The sequence below is a fragment of the Chryseomicrobium sp. FSL W7-1435 genome, assembly GCF_038595005.1.
Taxonomy (GTDB): Bacteria; Bacillota; Bacilli; order Bacillales_A; family Planococcaceae; genus Chryseomicrobium.
Map to the genome: position 1 here is coordinate 1,875,406 of NZ_CP151997.1, position 18,020 is coordinate 1,893,425.

Genomic DNA, 18,020 nt, shown 5'->3' on the forward strand with positions numbered 1-18,020 from the left:
TCACTCCTTAAGAATGTATGTTCGTATTTGTATATTCATCATAATACGAACACACGTTTCTTGTCAAACCATTTTAGAACCTATGTTTGCATTTCATATGTCCAAATGCTATACTTTAGATATGAAATAAGGATCGTGATTTGGAGGGGAACCCTAATGAGAAAGGCTTCAAAGAGACAAGAAGATATTTTAGCTTTCATAAAAGAAGAAGTACGTAAAAAAGGATATCCGCCTTCCGTTCGTGAAATTGGTGAGGCTGTCGGGCTTGCTTCTAGCTCAACTGTTCATGGTCACCTTGCTCGCCTGGAAAGCAAAGGACTTATTCGAAGAGATCCAACTAAACCACGTGCTATTGAAATTTTAGAAGATGAGCAATTACAAGATATTTCACCTGCATCTGTCTTACAAGTACCTTTAGTAGGTAAAGTAACGGCCGGGCAACCTATCACAGCCATCGAAAACATTGAAGAATTCTTCCCGCTTCCAACTACGTTCGGAACAGTGGATGATCAATTATTCATGCTGGAGATTATGGGAGATAGTATGATTGAAGCCGGAATTTTGAATGGAGATCATGTTGTCGTTAAACAACAAAATTCGGCAAATAACGGGGATATCGTTGTTGCTATGACTGAAGATGACGAAGCAACCGTGAAACGTTTCTTTAAAGAGAAAAACTATTTTAGACTACAACCTGAAAATTCATCTCTCGAACCGATCATCGTCGATCGAGTTAGCATTTTAGGTAAGGTTGTGGGTGTGTACCGCCATATTCATTAAAAAACTTCGCTGGATTTTCCTCCAGCGAAGTTTTTTTGTTATGAATAAATGTGCAAAGTGTGTTTCAGTCTTCACTCTTCTTCATTTCTGTTGCCATTTTCAAGATGATGAGTGCAGCTAAGCATATAATTGCAATACCGATATCAAGGATTGAATCTCCATTGAACCATGAATCAATAGCCGTCACGATAAACACCACCATCAATAAAAAATAAGCACTATAAGTTGGCAGCAAATCGGAATACCGTTCAGAAAATCATGCAAAAGTACAATCTCCAGTGTCGTATCAAGCCTAAACGAAAATGGAGATCTCAGGGTGAGAGCATCATAATAGCTCCAGACCTTCTTAAGCGCGACTTCACGGCAAGTGCACCGAACAAGAAATGGGTGACGGACATCACCTATATCCAATATGGCAGCACTACGAAATACCTCTCAACAATCATGGATCTATTCAATAATGAAATCGTTGCCTACAAGTTATACGACCATCAACAGACGCCGCTCGTCATAGATACCTTAATGGAAGCATTGGAACACCGTAGTAGCCCCGATGGGGTCATCATACACTCGGATCAAGGAAGTGTATATACTTCGTATGCCTACCAGGACTTCGTCAAGAAGAATGATCTGATAAGCAGTATGTCCCGGAGGGGAAACTGTTGGGATAATGCGGTGATTGAATCGTTTCATTCAAACCTAAAGTCAGAGGAGTTCCAGTATGTTAAATTCAATTCGTTAGGGAACCATGAGGTCACTGAGCGGATTAGAGACTATTTAAATTATTATAACGAAGAGCGTATCCAAGAAAAATTAGGCTACCTGACACCAATGAAATATGGTGTAAAGGCAGCCTAATCAAGATGTTTTATATGTGTCTCATATCGCTAGGTCAGTCTAACCTAAGAGTACCTTAGCAAGAGTTTTTGATCGCAGTTGTCTGAGGGCTATCGGAAAAGAATATCCTATTCACTCAACACGTCACAGCTATGTTGTATTGATGTTGGAGTTAGGTGTAGATGTCGAATTCATTCGTGAGCAACTTGGTCATGGTGGTCTCAAGGTCACTCGAGAAGTCTACATGCACGTATCGCGAAAAATCCAAACAAAAAACCTTACCCAGATAAATAATTATCTAAGTAAGGCAAGAGAATAATTGATGAAAAATGAAGATTTTTAAAAAACTTGGGGTGTTTCTGGGGTGCGGAAGATTTTTCGTGTCAATCAGGACACCCATACTTTTTATCGAAACCCTTCAAACCCTTGATACCACTGGATTTGTAAGAATTAGTACATCTTCAAGTACTGCTCGCGCTCCCAAGGGTGGACAGTTGTACGGAACATATCCCACTCAATTTCTTTCGCTTCTACAAAGTTGTCATAGATGTGTTCGCCTAAACCTTGACGAACCACTTCATTTTTAGACAATTCTTTAAGAGCAGATTGTAATGTACCTGGAAGGTTAGCGATTCCAACTTCCTCACGCTCTTTTTCATTCATGTTGTAGATGTTGCGATCTACTGCTGGTGGTGGAGTTAATTTGTTTTTGATACCATCTAAACCAGCTTGTAAAATAACTGCCATTGCTAAGTAAGGGTTAGCAGCTGGATCTACAGAACGTACTTCAATACGTGTGCTTAAGCCACGTGAAGAAGGAATACGAATTAATGGGCTACGGTTTTGTCCTGACCATGCTACATAAACAGGTGCTTCGTAACCTGGTACTAGGCGCTTGTATGAGTTAACAGTTGGGTTTGTGATAGCTGTAAATCCTTGAACATGTTTCAGTACGCCTGCCATAAACTGTCTAGCAGTTTCGCTTAATTGCATGTCAGCATTTTCATCAAAGAAAGCATTTTCTTTGCCATTGAATAATGACAAGTTAAAGTGCATTCCTGAACCATTTACACCGAATAATGGTTTAGGCATGAATGTTGCATGTAGACCGTGCTTACGAGCAATAGTTTTAACAACAAGTTTAAACGTTTGGATGTTGTCACAAGCTTCAACTGCGTTAGCGTATTTAAAGTCGATTTCATGTTGACCAGGTGCTACTTCATGGTGAGAAGCTTCAATTTCAAAGCCCATCTCCTCTAGTTCAAGTACGATGTCACGACGGCAATTTTCTCCTAAATCCATTGGCGCTAAGTCAAAATAGCCACCGTGGTCATTCAATTCAAGAGTAGGTTCGCCTCTCTCATCTAATTTAAATAGGAAGAATTCTGGCTCTGGCCCAAGGTTGAATGAAGAGAACCCTAGTTCTTCCATCTCTTTAAGAACGCGTTTTAAGTTATTACGTGGATCTCCTTCAAATGGTGAACCATCTGGGCGGTTGATATCACAAATCAAACGAGCTACTTGCCCTTTACCTGTAATCCACGGGAACACTACCCATGTGTCAAGGTCTGGCACTAGGTACATATCTGATTCTTCGATACGCACAAATCCTTCGATTGAAGAACCGTCGAACATCATTTTGTTATCTAATGCTTTATCTAATTGACTTACTGGAATCTCAACATTTTTAATTGTTCCTAAAATGTCTGTGAATTGTAGTCGAATGTACCGCACATCATGCTCATTTACTAGATTCTTAATATCTTCTTTTGTGTACTTACCCATTCTTTTCACTCTCCTATTGATTAATAAGATCTACCTTGATTGAAGAATCGCGATAGATCGCCTTGCCGTAAAGAGACACGCTGATTTAGTTGCGATTTCTTCAATTCTTCTTTAACGATTGAACGAAGCTCCGCATCTGAAATTTTATGTACGGAGGTGGCAGTAGGTTGTTGCTTCATTTCAAAGATCTGTTTGATACCTGCAATATTGACACCACTTGTCAGCAAATCTTTGATTTCAAGTAAAGTGTCAATGTCGTCCAATGAGAACATGCGCTGCTTTCCTTCAGTACGTGAAGGGAATATCAATTCATTCTCTTCGTAGTATCTAATCTGTCTAGCTGATAGGCCAGTTAGCTGCATGACGATGTTCATGGATAAAATAGGCATCGATCTTCTCCATTGCTTTTCCATACTGCACCTCCTCTCTTTGTTAACCTTAGTATATGTCATGTAAGCTAACATGTCAACGATATGTTAGCTTTTCTAACATAAAATTTTACAAAGAGTTCAGTGCACGTATTACTGCATACTTTACATGTTCATACGTCAAACCACCTTGTATGAAAGCTGTATAAGGACTTCGAATAGGTCCATCAGCTGTCAGTTCAATGCTAGAACCTTGTATGAACGTACCTGCTGCCATGATCACATCATCTTCGTACCCCGGCATGTAGGCAGGAACTGGTGCAAATTGTGCATTGATAGGTGATGAAGCTTGTATTTGCTGACAGAATTTAATCATTTCTTCAGCAGTTTGGAATGTCACAGACTGAATTAAGTCAGTACGTTTCTCCTGTGAGGATGGAGAGGACTGAAAACCTCGAGTCTCCAGCGCAGCGGCAGTGAAATAAGCACCTTTAACTGCTTGTAACACTACATGCGGCGCCATGAAAAATCCTTGGTACATATCTTGAAGAGCATGCAAAGAAGCTCCCGCCTCTCCACCTAAACCCGGAGAAGTCATACGAAACGCGCATTTTTCTACGATTTCTTTATTTCCTGCTATATACCCACCTATTTTAGCAAGCCCACCACCTGGATTTTTGATCAGTGAGCCAGCCATGAAATCAGCCCCCACTTCAATCGGTTCCAGTTCTTCCACAAACTCTCCGTAACAATTATCCACAAAGACTACTGTTTCTGAACTGTGTTTTTTGACAAACTCCACCATTTCTTTAATTTCAAATACTGTAAAAGACGGACGTGTCGCGTAGCCTCTTGAGCGCTGAATAGCAATTACTTTAGGTTGTTTTGTGCATGCTGCTTTCACTTGATCCCAATCAATCGCTTTGTTGTCTAGTAAATCGATATGGCGATAAGCAATCCCAAAATCTTTTAAAGAACCCGTATCTTGCTCACCCCCGTCAACAATAGAAGCCAATGTATCATAGGGCTGACCTGTCATATAGATCAGTTCATCTCCAGGTCTTAAAACGCCAAAAAGGGCGATTGTGATGGCATGGGTACCTGAAATGATTTGTGGTCTCACTAATGCAGCTTCGGCTTGAAATACTTCCGCATATACTTTTTCAAGTGTGTCTCGACCTTCATCGTCATATCCATAACCAAATGAAGGATTCAAATGATGTTCGCTCACTTGGTGTTTCCAAAACGCTTGTAATACTTTTTGTTGGTTATGAAATGCGATACGTTCTGCCTCTTTATGTTGTTTGTGAACTCGCTGTTCAATTTGGTCGATAAAGAGCAATTGCTCATTCGTTACATAAGTTGTCATGAAATAATCCGTCCTTACTGAAAAATAAGCTCGTCCAATTACGGACGAGCTCTCTGTTAGTTTGTTGTGAGATTTAATTCAACGCGTTTGCTTGGCGCAAAAGTAGAAATTGCATGCTTATAGATGAGATGCTGTTTACCATCTGATTCTAACAGCACTGTAAAGTTATCGTAAGATTTAATAAGTCCTTTTAATTGAAATCCATTTAATAAAAATACAGTAACAAATACTTCATTTTTTCTTAACTGATTCAAGAATGTATCTTGCATATTGACGTTGGCCATTTGATTACTCCCCTTCTGCTATGTTCTCTAACTAACATATTCGGCATGACCTAGTCATTTCCCTTTAAAAAAGAGCAACAATCTTGTTCAATTTTTTGATAGTCTTGTTGCGGGTCATACCAATTGACAGGAAGCTTGTTGCGAAAGTAAGTAAGCTGGCGTTTCGCATACCGTCTCGTATTTTGCTGAATCGTTTCAGTAAGCTGTTCGCTACTCCAGTTTTTTTCAATCGCTTCTACAACTTCTTTATAGCCAATTGCTTTAAGAGATTGAGCATCTTTCGAAACAGTGTGAAGCAATCCCTTCACTTCAGTGACTAAACCATTCTTTAGCATGACATTCACCCTTTGGTTGATGCGATCATATAATTGTGTGCGATCACGGTTCAACCCAACAATGTAGAAGTTGTAATAAGGGGTAGTTCCCACGTCTTGTTGCTGTTGCAGTTTGGTTTTTCCAGAGGTCAAAACCCTCTCCAAAGCTCGAATAATGCGTTGTTTATTTTGGTAGGGAATTTCTTTAGCCGCTTCGCTATCTAGCTGATTGAGTTGCTCCCATAACTGTTGATTTGTTTGGAGCTCCAGCCTTTTTCGTAGTTCTACATCTTGAGGACTTGTTTCAAACCGGAAATCATACAAGACAGATTGGATATACAAACCTGTACCCCCGACAAGAATTGGTACACAACCTCTTGCTGAAATTTCTTCAATCTTTTGTCGAACAAGAAGTTGATACTCCGCCACGGAAAAGCTTGCATCCGGTGGTAGGATAGAAAGCAAATGATGAGGAACACCTTCCATTTCAGATTCAGAGATTTTCGCTGTTCCTATCGTTAAATCTTGATACACCTGGAGAGCATCTCCATTGATGATCTCTCCATTTAGTTTTTTAGCGAGTTGGATACTGGTCTCCGTCTTGCCCACTGCTGTAGGACCAAGAATGACGACCACTTGTTGATTTTTCATTGCTTTAAAGCCACCCTATTATCTGATCGTAAACTGTTTGTCGCGTTTTCCCATTCAAAATTTCATGTCTCTCGTTTTCGATTAAGACAAGTTTTACATCTAAAAAGCCTGCTTTTTCATAGCTTTTCGCAACGGCACGAACACCTTTCCCGTAGTTTCCTACCGGGTCATCTGAACCTGCAATGAGTAAAATTGGTAAATCTTTGCGCATAGCTTTGACCGATTGGTTTTTATGAATAGTTTGTAGCCCTGTAAGTAAATCTGCGTACAGTTTATTCGTTGAAACAAATCCACATAGAGGATCTGCAATGTAGGCTTGAACGACAGAAGAGTCTGTAGATAACCAATCAAACTCTGTAGTAGTCAAGTCAATGGCCTTATTGTAATTCCCAAAGGTTAACTTGTTTAACAATACTGCATCTTTCCTCGCACCCGCACCTCTAGAACGGAAACGTGCAATTGCTGAACCAACTGTACCCATTATTCCTGGGTTTCCACCAGTTCCTACTAGAACGAGCTTATCGATAGCAGCAGGATATTTTTGAACATACCTTCTAGCTAAAAATGAGCCCATACTATGACCTAATAGAATAATTTTATGGTGTGGTTTGGCTTGTTTGTGCAGGTAAATCAATTCATTGATATCATCTACAACACGTTCAAAACCATTTTCTTCCGCAAAATAGCCTAATTTCCCTGAACGGATTCCAGTTTCACCATGCCCCCGATGATCAGGGACACATACCTCAAAACCCTTAGCGACTAGAAACTCAGCATAATCTTTGTAACGGCCTGAATGTTCGGCTAGACCGTGTAAGATGAAGATAGTGGCTACTGCTTCATCATTTGGAAAAGTTCTCATAAAAACAGGATGCCCATCGGTCATTTCATGCCAATTTGTATTCATTAAAGTAACCCCTTTGCTTCAGAAATGCGTAATGCAAGTTCTTCTTCTCCGGCTTGTTTCTGAACATCCGTTAAGTGAAGTTCTTTTGCCAAAATAGCACTGACTTCTTTCCACGTAGATTCCACTCGTTGAATATCAAAGTAGAGATAGCCTGTTCTGCGAATATAAAAATCACATAAATTTGTGACCATCTCGTTATGGATTGTGTAATAAAGTAGTAATTTATCTTTTAAGTTGAGTGTAGGGGCTTCCCATGTTTCCACATAAGGAATATAGCCAATTACACCTTCTGTATTTTTCCCTAAGAAAGCAACCAGTTGTTTGGCTTCTTGAAGTGAGAGACCATAGTAAATAAGTTGTTTTGACCGTTCATAAATGTACTCATCAAAATCAAGCAAACCATAATCGCCACCTGATAATGGGAGTTGCTTTGTTGGGGATGGCGGTAACTCTCTCGAATAATTATCTTGGATGGTATCAATAACATCTTCCGCCATTTTCCGGTAGCCAGTTAATTTCCCACCGGCAATTGTGACGAGACCCGTGCTAGATACCCAAATTTCATCCTTGCGTGAGATCTCTGACGCTGATTTGCCATCTTCAGAGATTAATGGTCTTACACCTGCCCACGTTGATTCCACGTCTTGTCGTGTTATCTGAAGGGATGGAAACAACTGATTAGAGGCTCCTACTAAATAAGCTATATCTTCATCAGTCGCCAGTGGATGTTGAGGATCCTCATCATAAAATGTATCCGTTGTACCAACATATGTTTTTCCGTTACGAGGAACAGCAAAAATCATACGACCATCCGGCACGTCAAAATAAACTGCCTGTTGTAATGGGAAACGACTTTGATCGACAACAATATGCACACCTTTTGTTAATTGAAGATGTTTATTGTTTTCCATTCGGTCTTTTTCCCGCACTTCATCGACCCACGGACCTGCTGCGTTGATAACAGTTTTCGCATGTATATCAAAACTCTCATCCGATAATTGATCTACAGCTTGAATACCAATCACTTTATCTTCTTGGTAGAGAAACTCTTGCGCTTTTACATAGTTCAAACAAACGGCACCAAGCTCAATTGCTTTTTTCAATACTTCAATTGTCAGACGCGCATCATCGGTTCGGTATTCTACATAGTAGCCGCCACCTTTAAGCCCTTTAGGCTTTAACAATGGCTCGAGCCTTAGCACCTCTTGCTTGGAGAGCATTTCACGACGCTCTTCTTTTTTTACACCCGCTAAGTAGTCATAAACTTTTAAACCTACTGAAGTAGAAAGAGGTCCAAATGTGCCATCCTTATAAAAAGGTAGCATCATCCATTCAGGAGTTGTCACATGTTTTGCGTTTTGATAAACAATCTCTCTTTCTTTCCCTACTTCACTGACCATTTGGATTTCAAATTGTTTTAAATAGCGCAGGCCTCCATGCACTAGCTTAGTAGACCGAGAAGAAGTCCCTGCTGCGAAATCTTGCATTTCTACAAGCGCTACTGTCAATCCACGAGAAATGGCATCTAGAGCTATACCAGCGCCTGTGATACCACCTCCGATAACGAGAACATCAAATTGATAAGAATCCAAAGTGTCTTTTAAATACGCCCGGTCTAAATACGATTTCATTTTGATCGCTCCCCTTCAGTTGGTTTAAATGTACGTGTAGCTGCTACAGCTTGTTGCCATCCACTGTAAAGTTCGTCGCTCAATTCAACAGTCATTTTCGGCTCAAACGCCTTTGAAGTTTTGTGTAAGTGTTCAATTTCTTCTAACGATTTCCAAAAACCTACACCCAGCCCTGCTAAGTAAGCGGCTCCAAGTGCAGTCGTTTCATTTAATCCAGCTTTTTCAATCGACGCTTGTAAAATATCAGACTGGAATTGCATGAGGAAAGCATTGTCAACGGCTCCACCATCTACTCGTAATGTTTCAATCTCCATACCAGCCGCTTCTTGCATAGCCATCAAGACATCTTTCGTTTGATACGCTAAAGATTCTAGTACAGCTCGAATGAAATGTTCTTTTTCCGTACCACGAGTCAAGCCAAAGATGGCACCTCGTACATCCGAATCCCAATAGGGTGTTCCTAAACCTACAAAGGCAGGAACTACATAAACGCCCTCGGTGGAATCCACCCGAGCTGCATAACTTTCTGAGTCAGACGCATGACGTAGCATTCTTAAACCGTCACGTAACCATTGAATGGCTGAACCTGCAACGAATACGCTACCTTCTAAAGCATAGTGAACCTTACCGTTTAATCCCCAGGCGATTGTTGTTAACAAACCATCCTCAGATGACACAGGTTGTTCTCCAGTATTAACTAGCATAAAGCAACCTGTACCATAGGTGTTTTTTGCCATACCTTTTGTGAAACAAGCTTGTCCAAATAAGGCAGCTTGTTGATCACCGGCTGAACCCGCAATAGGAATTTGTTTTCCAAAAAATACGGAGGGGTCGGTCATAGCGATTTCTCCTGAACAATCTACTACTTCCGCCAGCATAGAAGAAGGAATATCAAACAACTCCAACAGCTCTTCATCCCACTTTAGGTCATGAATATTATAGAGCAAGGTTCTTGAAGCATTCGAATAGTCTGTTACATGCGTCTTGTTTCCACTCAGCTTCCAAATCAACCAAGTTTCGATCGTCCCAAAGAGCAAGTCTCCTTGTTCTGCAAGCTCTCTAGCACCTTCTACTTCTTTTAAAATCCAAGCTACTTTACTAGCTGAAAAATATGGATCTAAACGTAATCCCGTTTTTTCTGTGACTACTTGTTCGTAGCCTTTGTCTCGCCAATTTTTGATGACACCATTAGTCTGCCGTGACTGCCATACAATCGCGTGATAAATAGGTTTACCCGTTTTTTTGTTCCAAACGACTGTTGTTTCTCGTTGATTCGTGATTCCTATCCCTTTTACCTGTTCTGGCTGAGCATTGGCTTCCGTCAAAACACCAGCTATACAAGATAGTACTGAGCCCCATATTTCTTGAGCATCATGTTCAACCCATCCTGAATGGGGAAAATGTTGAGTGAATTCTTTTTGAGAAGTGTGTGCTGGTATTCCGTCTTGTGTAAATAGAATGGCCCGTGAGCTAGTCGTTCCTTGGTCAATCGCTAGAATATAGTCCATTGTCAGTCTCCTCTACATAACTCTTTTAAACATTTTCTCCACTTCATAACTTGAAAAGTGGATAACAACTGGGCGTCCATGTGGACATGTGTAGGGTTGTTCACAATTCTTCAAGTCTTGAAGTAGCGTATTCATTTGTTCTAAAGGTAAATAATGATTCGCTTTAATTGATAATTTACAACTCATCAAGATGGCCGCTTCTTCTCGAAGCTTAGCCACGTCAACTTGTCGTTTATCTAAGACGGTTTGAATCATCGTCTCAATAATTTGACGTTCTTGATTTTTAGGGAACCATGAGGGGTGTTCTCGGACTACAAAACTGGACTGGCCAAAGTCCTCTACTTGAATCCCTACAGCTTGTAACTGCTCCCGATTTTCTTTAATCCGCAACGCTTCGTCAAGAGAAAAATGAAATGTCAAAGGCAGCAAAAGAAGTTGCAGCTCTTGATGGTTCACTTCCCCTACTTTCTTACGGTAAAACTCATACTTGATTCTCTCTTGAGCAGCATGTTGGTCAATTAGGTAAAACCCATCACTAGCTTGTCCTACAATATAGGTGCCGTGAATTTGACCCACTACATCCATATCCGGAAGTTCTGGTGCTTTTGACTCTTCACTTTTTACCTGTTGTGGTGCTTCGACTTTAGTAGTAGCAGAGCTATCGTTTAATGCCGTTGGAGATTCAACTGGAAGCACCCATTCATCATAAGTCGCCTCTACTTTTTCTTTTGCAAATAAAGTAGATTGAATGCTAGATGCCGTGTCAACTTTAGGTGGACTAGCTTTTGGAATTTCCTGTCGTTGTCGAATGGCATCACGAAGCGTTTTCGTGACAAATAATTCGAGCTCTTTCTCTTTACTGAGTCGGATTTGATGTTTAGCAGGATGTACATTCACATCTGTCAACAAAGGATCGACAGTTACAGAAAGTAAAGTTATGGGATAACGACCTATAGGGAGATAGGTGTGATATGCCTCTTCAATCGCCCGATTTAAACCGAAATGTTTGATCCAACGGCCGTTTATAAAAATCGTTAAATAGTTTTTAGATGCGCGAGTAATAGTTGGTTGCGAAGTTAAGCCGCTGATTTTAAAATCTTCATTCTCAGCCTCGAAAGGCACCATATGTTTGACGGTGGCTGTTCCATAAATGGCTGCCGCGACTTGCTGAAGACTGCCGCGACCTGAAGTTTGGAGCAACACTTGGCCATTATGAGACAGTGTAAACGCTATGCTGGGATAACTGAGCGCAAGTCGGTTGATTAAATCAATCGAATGTCCGAGCTCCGTTTGAATGGATTTAACATGCTTCAGACGAGCCGGTGTGTTGAAAAATAGCTGTTCAACTCGGAATATTGTTCCTTTTCGGAGAGGGCCATCTACTACCTCTGTTATACGACCGCCCTCTAATTGAATCACAGTTCCTTGCTCAATTCCTGTAGAAGTCTGCATCGTTATTTTCGAGACTGCCGCAATACTAGCCAAAGCTTCTCCTCTAAACCCTAGGGACCGAATTCGGAATAACTCGTGTTCATTTGTTAATTTTGAAGTGGCATGGCGTGAAAAGGCGAGCTCTGCATCTTGTCGGTCCATACCTTCTCCATTATCCGTTACTTCAATTTTTTGTAGCCCTGCTTCAAGTAAATCGATTTGAATGGAGGAGCTATTGGCATCAATAGCATTTTCAACGAGCTCTTTGACAACGCTCGCTGGCCGTTCCACTACCTCTCCTGCAGCAATCTTATTGGATAATAGTTCATCCATGACTCTAATTTTGGTCAAGCTATCCTCACTCCTCTACGACTTGCTTTTGAAGGGCAAATAGAATGTTCATCGCTTCTATTGGTGTTAATTCCAGTACATTCATCTGTTGAAGTTGTTGAATCACTACATGGGGTTCCTGAATGACTGGTTCTTGGATAGTTGAAAGTTGTTGGAAATCAAATAGTGATAATTGACGATCTTCTTGCTCCTCATAATCCGTTAATAGTTGTTGTGCTCTCTGAATAATCACGGAAGGTAACTCCGCAAGTTCCGCCACATGAATACCGTAACTTTTATCGGCCGCACCATCTTTCACTTTATGTTGAAAGACGACTTTTCTATCTTGTTCTGTTGCAGCGACATGCACGTTTTTAAGTCGTGCCAATTGTCCTTCAAGTTCCGTTAATTCATGGTAGTGCGTTGAGAAAAGTGTATTGGCTCCAATTTTATCATGAATATACTCCATCATCGCCTGGGCAAGACTCATTCCATCGTACGTCGATGTTCCACGCCCAATTTCATCGAACAGCAATAAACTGTTGGCAGTGGCACCAACGATAGCATTTCGAGACTCCACCATTTCAAGCATGAACGTGCTTTGTCCACCCGCCAAATCATCGGCAGCACCGATACGTGTAAAGATCTTATCTGTAATTGGTAATCTCGCTAACTTGGCTGGAACAAATGAACCCATTTGGGCCATGATAATCGTGATTGCGATTTGACGCATATAAGTACTCTTACCAGACATATTAGGGCCCGTGATAAGCAACATATTTTGAGAATCAGTCAGCACACAATCATTAGCAACATAATGATGATTGTTCATCATTTTCTCAACTACAGGATGCCGTCCCTCACGAATTTCCATTTGAATACCTTCTTCAAATAGTGGACGCGTCAATTGGTAGCGATTCGCACATGTCGCAAATGCTTGAAGAACATCTAGTTCGCTAATTTTATCAGCCACTTTTTGTAAAATGGGAATGTGGGATTGAATGTTTAGTCTTAGTTCTTCAAATAGTTGTGTTTCAAGTACAAATGCTTGTTCTTGAGCATTTAGAATCAAGGTTTCTTTTTCTTTTAACTCTTCGGTTATAAACCGCTCCGCATTGGCAAGTGTTTGTTTGCGTATATAGCGACTTTCGTCTGCTAGATGGACCATCGATTTTGTTAATTCAATATAGTATCCAAAAATTCGGTTGTAGCCAATTTTTAAATTTTTAGCGCCAGTAATTTGACGCTCTTTTTGTTCTAATTCCGCGAGCCAGTCTTTACCATTTGTCGATAGATAGCGTAATTCATCGAGTTCATCAGAATAACCAGAGCGAATGACACCTCCATCTTTCAGTGACAGTGGGGGTGTTTCAGCGATAGCTCTCTCTAAAAGTTCACGACATTCTACAGGATCTTCTAATGTTACTCCTAGCTGCGAAAGATATTCTGAGCTTGATTGGATTAACAACTCTCGAATCACGGGGACTTGTTGAAGTGTTCGACGCAGTTGCGCGGCATCTTTTCCAGATAAAGTGCCAAAGCTCACTTTTCCCACTAATCGTTCCATATCATAGACGCTGGTGAGAGCTTCTTTGATTTCTTCGTGGGTCATAAATTCTTCGAGTAGGGCTTCCACTCGATTTAACCGTTTTTCGATTTGCGCTTTGTGCGCTAGAGGCTGGTGAATCCATTGTTTTAATTTTCGCGAACCCATGGCTGTTTTTGTTTCATCCAGCAACCAAACTAACGTCCCTTTTTGCTCACCTGAACGAATGGATTGAATCAATTCTAAATTGCGTTTAGATGCGCTATCGATGCTCAAAAATGCCGTATCTTCGTAATGATCAAATTGCTGCAAATGCGTCAATGTGCGTTTCTGCGTCATTCGTAAATAAGAAACGAGTAACAAGCTGGCCTCATTTGAGAAGTTTTCCTCATGAGTAAGCAATTCATTTAAGTAAACGGATAAGTGAATATCATAGAGTTCGCTCAACTCTTCTAGTAACAATAAGTCATGTGGTTGTATTACTAATTCCTTAATATTAAGTTCTTGCGCTTTGGCAAATAACGTACGAGGGTCTGCCGACAAAGTTGTTGAATAGGCTTGCCCCGTGGCAACGTCTAAATAAGCTAACTGAATGGGATCTGTTAGTATAGCAGCCCCTATGAAATGATTAGATGCTGATGAGATGGTTTTCCCTTCAAACAGTGTGCCAGGTGTGATCACTTGGACAACTTCCCGTTTGACGATACCTTTTGCCACTTTCGGATTCTCCACTTGTTCGCATACTGCTACACGGTAGCCTTTACTGACTAGAGTTTCGATATACCCGGCTGCTGCGTGATAAGGAACACCACACATTGGAATACGTTCTTTAGCCCCCGCATCTTTACCTGTTAATGTGATTTCTAATAGTGAAGCTGCTCGCTTGGCATCTTCAAAAAACAACTCGTAAAAATCACCGAGACGGAAAAATAAAAACTCATTTTTATACTGCTCTTTAATTGCTAAGTATTGTTGCATCATGGGTGTATATGTCATGTGGATAACCGCCTTTGCGTTCAATCAATGTAGTGTAAGTATAGCAGACTTTTTCATGACAGAAAAAAGGAACCTATCGCTAGGTTCCCTTTAAAAAGGTGATGAACTCTCATCATGAGAATTTTGTTCAAAATGAGAGTTTTGTTCAAATGTCTCGACACAAATGGCGGTTTCGCCAATTACTTCAACATGTACCCAGTGCTCGGTTTCGACACACACTTTTCCGTCATCATCGATTTCCACTGTCTCACACTCTGGGTCGTCAATTGATTTTACGTACACATCTTCTCGAGAGACAGGCTTAGCATCGTAGGAAATCGGCACCAGTCCTTTGTAATGAATGGCTTCAGCATGAACCGCTGTTTTTTTAGATCCCGCGTAGGCATACCAGATGTTCACTTCAAATTGGCCAATGATTTCTACTTCCTTATTCCCTTTTTTCACCTGGTAATGATGATTGACTATCCAACAACCTAATATGCGGTTTGGACGTTGAGGAAGAGAAACAATGGCTTTATTCTCAAGTTTTTTCTTCCCGTGTCCAATAATCGCCTTCGTGATGATATGGCGATAGTTCTTCACACACATGCCTCCTCTTCTTCACTGTATGCAGAGAAACCAAAAAACGTGCATCTCTTATTAAGAGATGCACGTTAAAATTAAGCTGCTGCTGGTTTTTGAGTAAACTTATCTTTCGTTGTAAATTGAATCGCTAGTAAGATTACGAACAATACTAATCCAATTGTATCTGACAAACCTTCTGGATAGACTAAAAGTAATCCTGCAACTAAAGCCACAATACGCTCATACCAGAATACTTTGCGGTACCAGAACCCAATGACAGCGGCTCCAATTGCAATCATACCTGAGATAGCTGTAAAGAGAACCCAAGCAATTTCTAAAGGTGTGGTATCAATCATCAGAAGTTGAGGTGAGAAAACAATCATATACGGAATTATGAATGCCGCAATGGCTAGTTTAGCTGCACTGACCCCTGTTTTGATTGGGTCTCCTCCTGATACACCTGAAGCAGCAAACGCTGCAAGGGCGACGGGTGGAGTAATATCTGCCACAATACCAAAGTAGAACACGAAGAAGTGAGCAGACAAGGCAATCACTAATGGCACTGTAGCTCCTGCAGGCTCATCCATCATTAACAATGTAATAATGGCTGGTGCAGCAATTGTTGACGTAATAACATAATTGGCGGTTGTCGGTGAACCCATACCAAGAATGATGGAAGCAATCATTGTGAAGAACAAGGTAAGTAAGATGCTACCACCTGCTGCACTGATTAGCCCGTTCGCAAGACCGAGACCAAGCCCCGTCTTCACAACGACCCCAACAATGATACCCGCAGCTGCAGTTGCCGCAGCGACAGCAAGTGCTGTTCGTGCACCATCAACCATAGCGTCAATAATATCTTTAAAGCTTAAACGAGTTGATTTATCGATAGCGCTTAGAACGATTGCCAATACAATCCCCCAAAGGGCTGCCTGCATCGTTGGAACTCCAACAAATAGCATGATAATAATTCCTATAATAGGACCTAGTAAATAAATCTTCTTTAAGACTTCTTTGCGGTCAGGCATTTGATCATCAGGTAAACCCTTCAGTCCTACACGCTTCGCTTCAAAGTGAGTCATAATCCATACGCCCGAGAAATAAAGAATAGCAGGAATAGTTGCTGCTTTCGCAATTTCCCAATACGTGATTCCATTACCAATAAATTCAACCATTAAGAAAGCAGCTGCCCCCATGATAGGTGGCATGATTTGACCACCGGTTGAAGCAGCCGCCTCAACACCACCGGCAAACTCTTTGCGATAGCCAAGCTTTTTCATCATAGGAATTGTGTACGAACCTGATGTAACAACGTTGGCTACAGAAGATCCTGAAATTGTACCTTGTAAAGCACTGGAGAAAATAGCAACTTTGGCTGGACCACCTGTCAATTTACCAGCAAATGTTACAGCTAGATCATTGAAGTATTGACCAACGCCTGTTTTGACCAAAAATGCCCCAAACAATAAGAAAACAAAGATAAAGGTAGCCGATACACTTAACGGAGTACCTAAAATCCCGTCTGTTGTAAAGAACATCAGTTGAACGATACTTTCAATGGATTGTCCGCGGTGAGCTAAGAATCCAGGGAAGTATGGCCCGAAAAATGCATACACTAAGAATACACCGGCAATAATTGTAATTGGAAGACCGACTGCACGACGAGCAGCTTCTAAAGTTAAAACAACTGCCAGTATACCAATAATGAAATCTGGGGTTTGTAAGTTACCAACTCGTAACACTAAATCATCAATAAACAATGGCCAGTAAAGTCCAACGGCTATCGAAAGTAAGGCTAATATGTAGTCATACCACGGAATCGATGGCTTATCTGCCCACTTTCTTCTAGCGGGGAATAGTAAAAAGATTAATGCTAGCGCAAATCCTAAGTGAATCGAGCGCTGGATGTAAGCTGTATATTGTCCGTTAATAGCCGTGTACAATTGAAATAATGTAAACACTAGTAAAAAACAGTAGACAATTTTACGCATAATACCTTGATGGTCACGTGTGTTCGATTCCGCATCATACTTTGCTAAAATCGCTTTTTGTTCTTCTTCAGAAAGTAAATCCACATCTTGTTTTTCTGGTTTCTGTTTATTCTCTTCCATCAATCTTTTCTCCTTTCCAAACATCTGCAATTGAAAGTTTTGCTACTTCTATACGATAAGAATGCCCAGTTGGGACTTGTTGCTTCAAATCGTAGATTTTATTATCGTACCGTAATTCAAGTTTTTTGTGAATGGATGAATTATACAGTGTAAAAGAATCTGTAAATGTATCCTCTGAAGTGAGTACCCATTTACCATTGATACGCTCAAATGTTTGATTCTCTTCAGCATAGCCTGGCATACCAACAGCCAAATCTTCATAAATCATTTTGACAAACTGAATACGTCCGTCTTCTACTATTCTATAAAACTCGTTGACGTCTGATAAATGAATGGAATGTGTAAATGTCACTTGAAAATCTTTTACCTGTTTGACAGGAATGTAATAAAAGACTCTTTCGTTCGTTCTTGTTTCACTCAGTACTAATGCTTGTTGGGTGGGTATAAAAAAAGCCACCATAAGCAGAACTGCCGCAATCAATCCAAGTGTAGCCTGTTTCATAAATCTCACACCTTCAGGAACATAAGCCCAAATCCAAAATTAGTTTTCGAGTTTCGGCTTATGACCTATTGATAAGGATGAAAAAAGCAATGGCCGAAACCATTGC

Annotated in this window: 16 protein-coding genes and 1 pseudogene; 3 read left to right on the top strand and 14 right to left on the bottom strand. The window is 40.7% G+C overall.

Annotated elements, in window-relative coordinates; all coding sequences use genetic code 11:
* Positions 1-156 precede the first annotated feature (156 nt).
* Positions 157-780, top strand: a complete 624-nt coding sequence (gene lexA, locus MKY84_RS09535; RefSeq protein ID WP_342525772.1) for a transcriptional repressor LexA — start codon at positions 157-159, stop codon at positions 778-780.
* Positions 781-844: 64 nt separating this feature from the next.
* Here the strand turns inward: lexA and MKY84_RS09540 are convergent, their stop codons facing one another.
* Positions 845-967 carry a hypothetical protein gene (locus MKY84_RS09540; protein ID WP_342525773.1) on the bottom strand — a complete coding sequence of 41 codons (123 nt, stop codon included), beginning with the start codon at positions 965-967 and terminating at the stop codon, positions 845-847.
* Between the two features lie 38 nt (positions 968-1,005).
* Between MKY84_RS09540 and MKY84_RS09545 the strand changes: the two genes are divergently transcribed.
* Both MKY84_RS09545 and MKY84_RS09550 read left to right on the top strand, forming a co-directional pair.
* Entirely contained in the window at positions 1,006-1,638 is a 633-nt protein-coding gene (locus MKY84_RS09545; protein WP_342525774.1) for an IS3 family transposase, read from the top strand.
* Between the two features lie 64 nt (positions 1,639-1,702).
* Positions 1,703-1,936, top strand: a pseudogene (locus MKY84_RS09550) (tyrosine-type recombinase/integrase); the annotation flags it as partial.
* Between the two features lie 131 nt (positions 1,937-2,067).
* Here MKY84_RS09550 and glnA read toward each other — a convergent pair.
* From glnA to MKY84_RS09615, 13 genes are all read right to left on the bottom strand, one after another.
* The gene (gene glnA, locus MKY84_RS09555) at positions 2,068-3,402 is read right to left on the bottom strand and encodes a type I glutamate--ammonia ligase (protein ID WP_342525775.1); all 1,335 of its coding nucleotides are present in this window, start codon (positions 3,400-3,402) and stop codon (positions 2,068-2,070) included.
* Between the two features lie 20 nt (positions 3,403-3,422).
* Positions 3,423-3,815 (bottom strand): MerR family transcriptional regulator, encoded by a 393-nt coding sequence (locus tag MKY84_RS09560; protein WP_342525776.1) that lies wholly within the window; start codon positions 3,813-3,815, stop codon positions 3,423-3,425.
* An 85-nt stretch (positions 3,816-3,900) separates the two neighbouring features.
* On the bottom strand, positions 3,901-5,139 hold the full coding sequence (locus MKY84_RS09565; RefSeq protein ID WP_342525777.1) for a methionine gamma-lyase family protein: 1,239 nt from the start codon (positions 5,137-5,139) through the stop codon (positions 3,901-3,903).
* A gap of 56 nt (positions 5,140-5,195) precedes the next feature.
* A complete protein-coding gene (gene hfq / locus MKY84_RS09570; protein ID WP_342525778.1) occupies positions 5,196-5,423 on the bottom strand; it encodes an RNA chaperone Hfq in 228 nt (75 codons plus the stop codon).
* Between the two features lie 50 nt (positions 5,424-5,473).
* Positions 5,474-6,388 carry a tRNA (adenosine(37)-N6)-dimethylallyltransferase MiaA gene (miaA, locus tag MKY84_RS09575; RefSeq protein WP_342525779.1) on the bottom strand — a complete coding sequence of 305 codons (915 nt, stop codon included), beginning with the start codon at positions 6,386-6,388 and terminating at the stop codon, positions 5,474-5,476.
* A gap of 4 nt (positions 6,389-6,392) precedes the next feature.
* A complete protein-coding gene (locus tag MKY84_RS09580; protein ID WP_342525780.1) occupies positions 6,393-7,295 on the bottom strand; it encodes a lysophospholipase in 903 nt (300 codons plus the stop codon).
* Positions 7,295-8,926 (bottom strand): glycerol-3-phosphate dehydrogenase/oxidase, encoded by a 1,632-nt coding sequence (locus MKY84_RS09585; protein ID WP_342525781.1) that lies wholly within the window; start codon positions 8,924-8,926, stop codon positions 7,295-7,297. The genes MKY84_RS09580 and MKY84_RS09585 overlap by 1 nt, the downstream gene beginning before the upstream one ends.
* On the bottom strand, positions 8,923-10,434 hold the full coding sequence (glpK, locus tag MKY84_RS09590; RefSeq protein ID WP_342525782.1) for a glycerol kinase GlpK: 1,512 nt from the start codon (positions 10,432-10,434) through the stop codon (positions 8,923-8,925). Before glpK ends, MKY84_RS09585 begins: the two co-directional genes overlap by 4 nt.
* A 12-nt stretch (positions 10,435-10,446) precedes the next feature.
* Positions 10,447-12,216, bottom strand: coding sequence for a DNA mismatch repair endonuclease MutL (gene mutL / locus MKY84_RS09595; RefSeq protein ID WP_342525783.1), 1,770 nt, complete (start codon positions 12,214-12,216; stop codon positions 10,447-10,449).
* Between the two features lie 7 nt (positions 12,217-12,223).
* The gene (mutS, locus tag MKY84_RS09600) at positions 12,224-14,737 is read right to left on the bottom strand and encodes a DNA mismatch repair protein MutS (RefSeq protein WP_342525784.1); all 2,514 of its coding nucleotides are present in this window, start codon (positions 14,735-14,737) and stop codon (positions 12,224-12,226) included.
* A 90-nt stretch (positions 14,738-14,827) separates the two neighbouring features.
* Entirely contained in the window at positions 14,828-15,319 is a 492-nt protein-coding gene (gene cotE, locus MKY84_RS09605) for an outer spore coat protein CotE (RefSeq protein WP_342525785.1), read from the bottom strand.
* 77 nt (positions 15,320-15,396) lie between these two features.
* A complete protein-coding gene (locus MKY84_RS09610) occupies positions 15,397-17,412 on the bottom strand; it encodes a TRAP transporter permease (protein WP_342525786.1) in 2,016 nt (671 codons plus the stop codon).
* Entirely contained in the window at positions 17,399-17,914 is a 516-nt protein-coding gene (locus MKY84_RS09615) for a DUF1850 domain-containing protein (protein WP_342525787.1), read from the bottom strand. Before MKY84_RS09615 ends, MKY84_RS09610 begins: the two co-directional genes overlap by 14 nt.
* Positions 17,915-18,020 lie beyond the last annotated feature (106 nt).

Coding starts and splice junctions, on each gene's coding strand:
- MKY84_RS09585 (WP_342525781.1), bottom strand. CDS start 8,926: ATGAAATCGTATTTAGACCGGGCGTATTTAAAAGACACTTTGGATTCT.
- MKY84_RS09565 (WP_342525777.1), bottom strand. CDS start 5,139: ATGACAACTTATGTAACGAATGAGCAATTGCTCTTTATCGACCAAATT.
- MKY84_RS09610 (WP_342525786.1), bottom strand. CDS start 17,412: ATGGAAGAGAATAAACAGAAACCAGAAAAACAAGATGTGGATTTACTT.
- MKY84_RS09615 (WP_342525787.1), bottom strand. CDS start 17,914: ATGAAACAGGCTACACTTGGATTGATTGCGGCAGTTCTGCTTATGGTG.
- glnA (WP_342525775.1), bottom strand. CDS start 3,402: ATGGGTAAGTACACAAAAGAAGATATTAAGAATCTAGTAAATGAGCAT.
- lexA (WP_342525772.1), top strand. CDS start 157: ATGAGAAAGGCTTCAAAGAGACAAGAAGATATTTTAGCTTTCATAAAA.
- glpK (WP_342525782.1), bottom strand. CDS start 10,434: ATGGACTATATTCTAGCGATTGACCAAGGAACGACTAGCTCACGGGCC.
- MKY84_RS09560 (WP_342525776.1), bottom strand. CDS start 3,815: ATGGAAAAGCAATGGAGAAGATCGATGCCTATTTTATCCATGAACATC.
- mutS (WP_342525784.1), bottom strand. CDS start 14,737: ATGACATATACACCCATGATGCAACAATACTTAGCAATTAAAGAGCAG.
- hfq (WP_342525778.1), bottom strand. CDS start 5,423: ATGGCCAACGTCAATATGCAAGATACATTCTTGAATCAGTTAAGAAAA.
- MKY84_RS09580 (WP_342525780.1), bottom strand. CDS start 7,295: ATGAATACAAATTGGCATGAAATGACCGATGGGCATCCTGTTTTTATG.
- miaA (WP_342525779.1), bottom strand. CDS start 6,388: ATGAAAAATCAACAAGTGGTCGTCATTCTTGGTCCTACAGCAGTGGGC.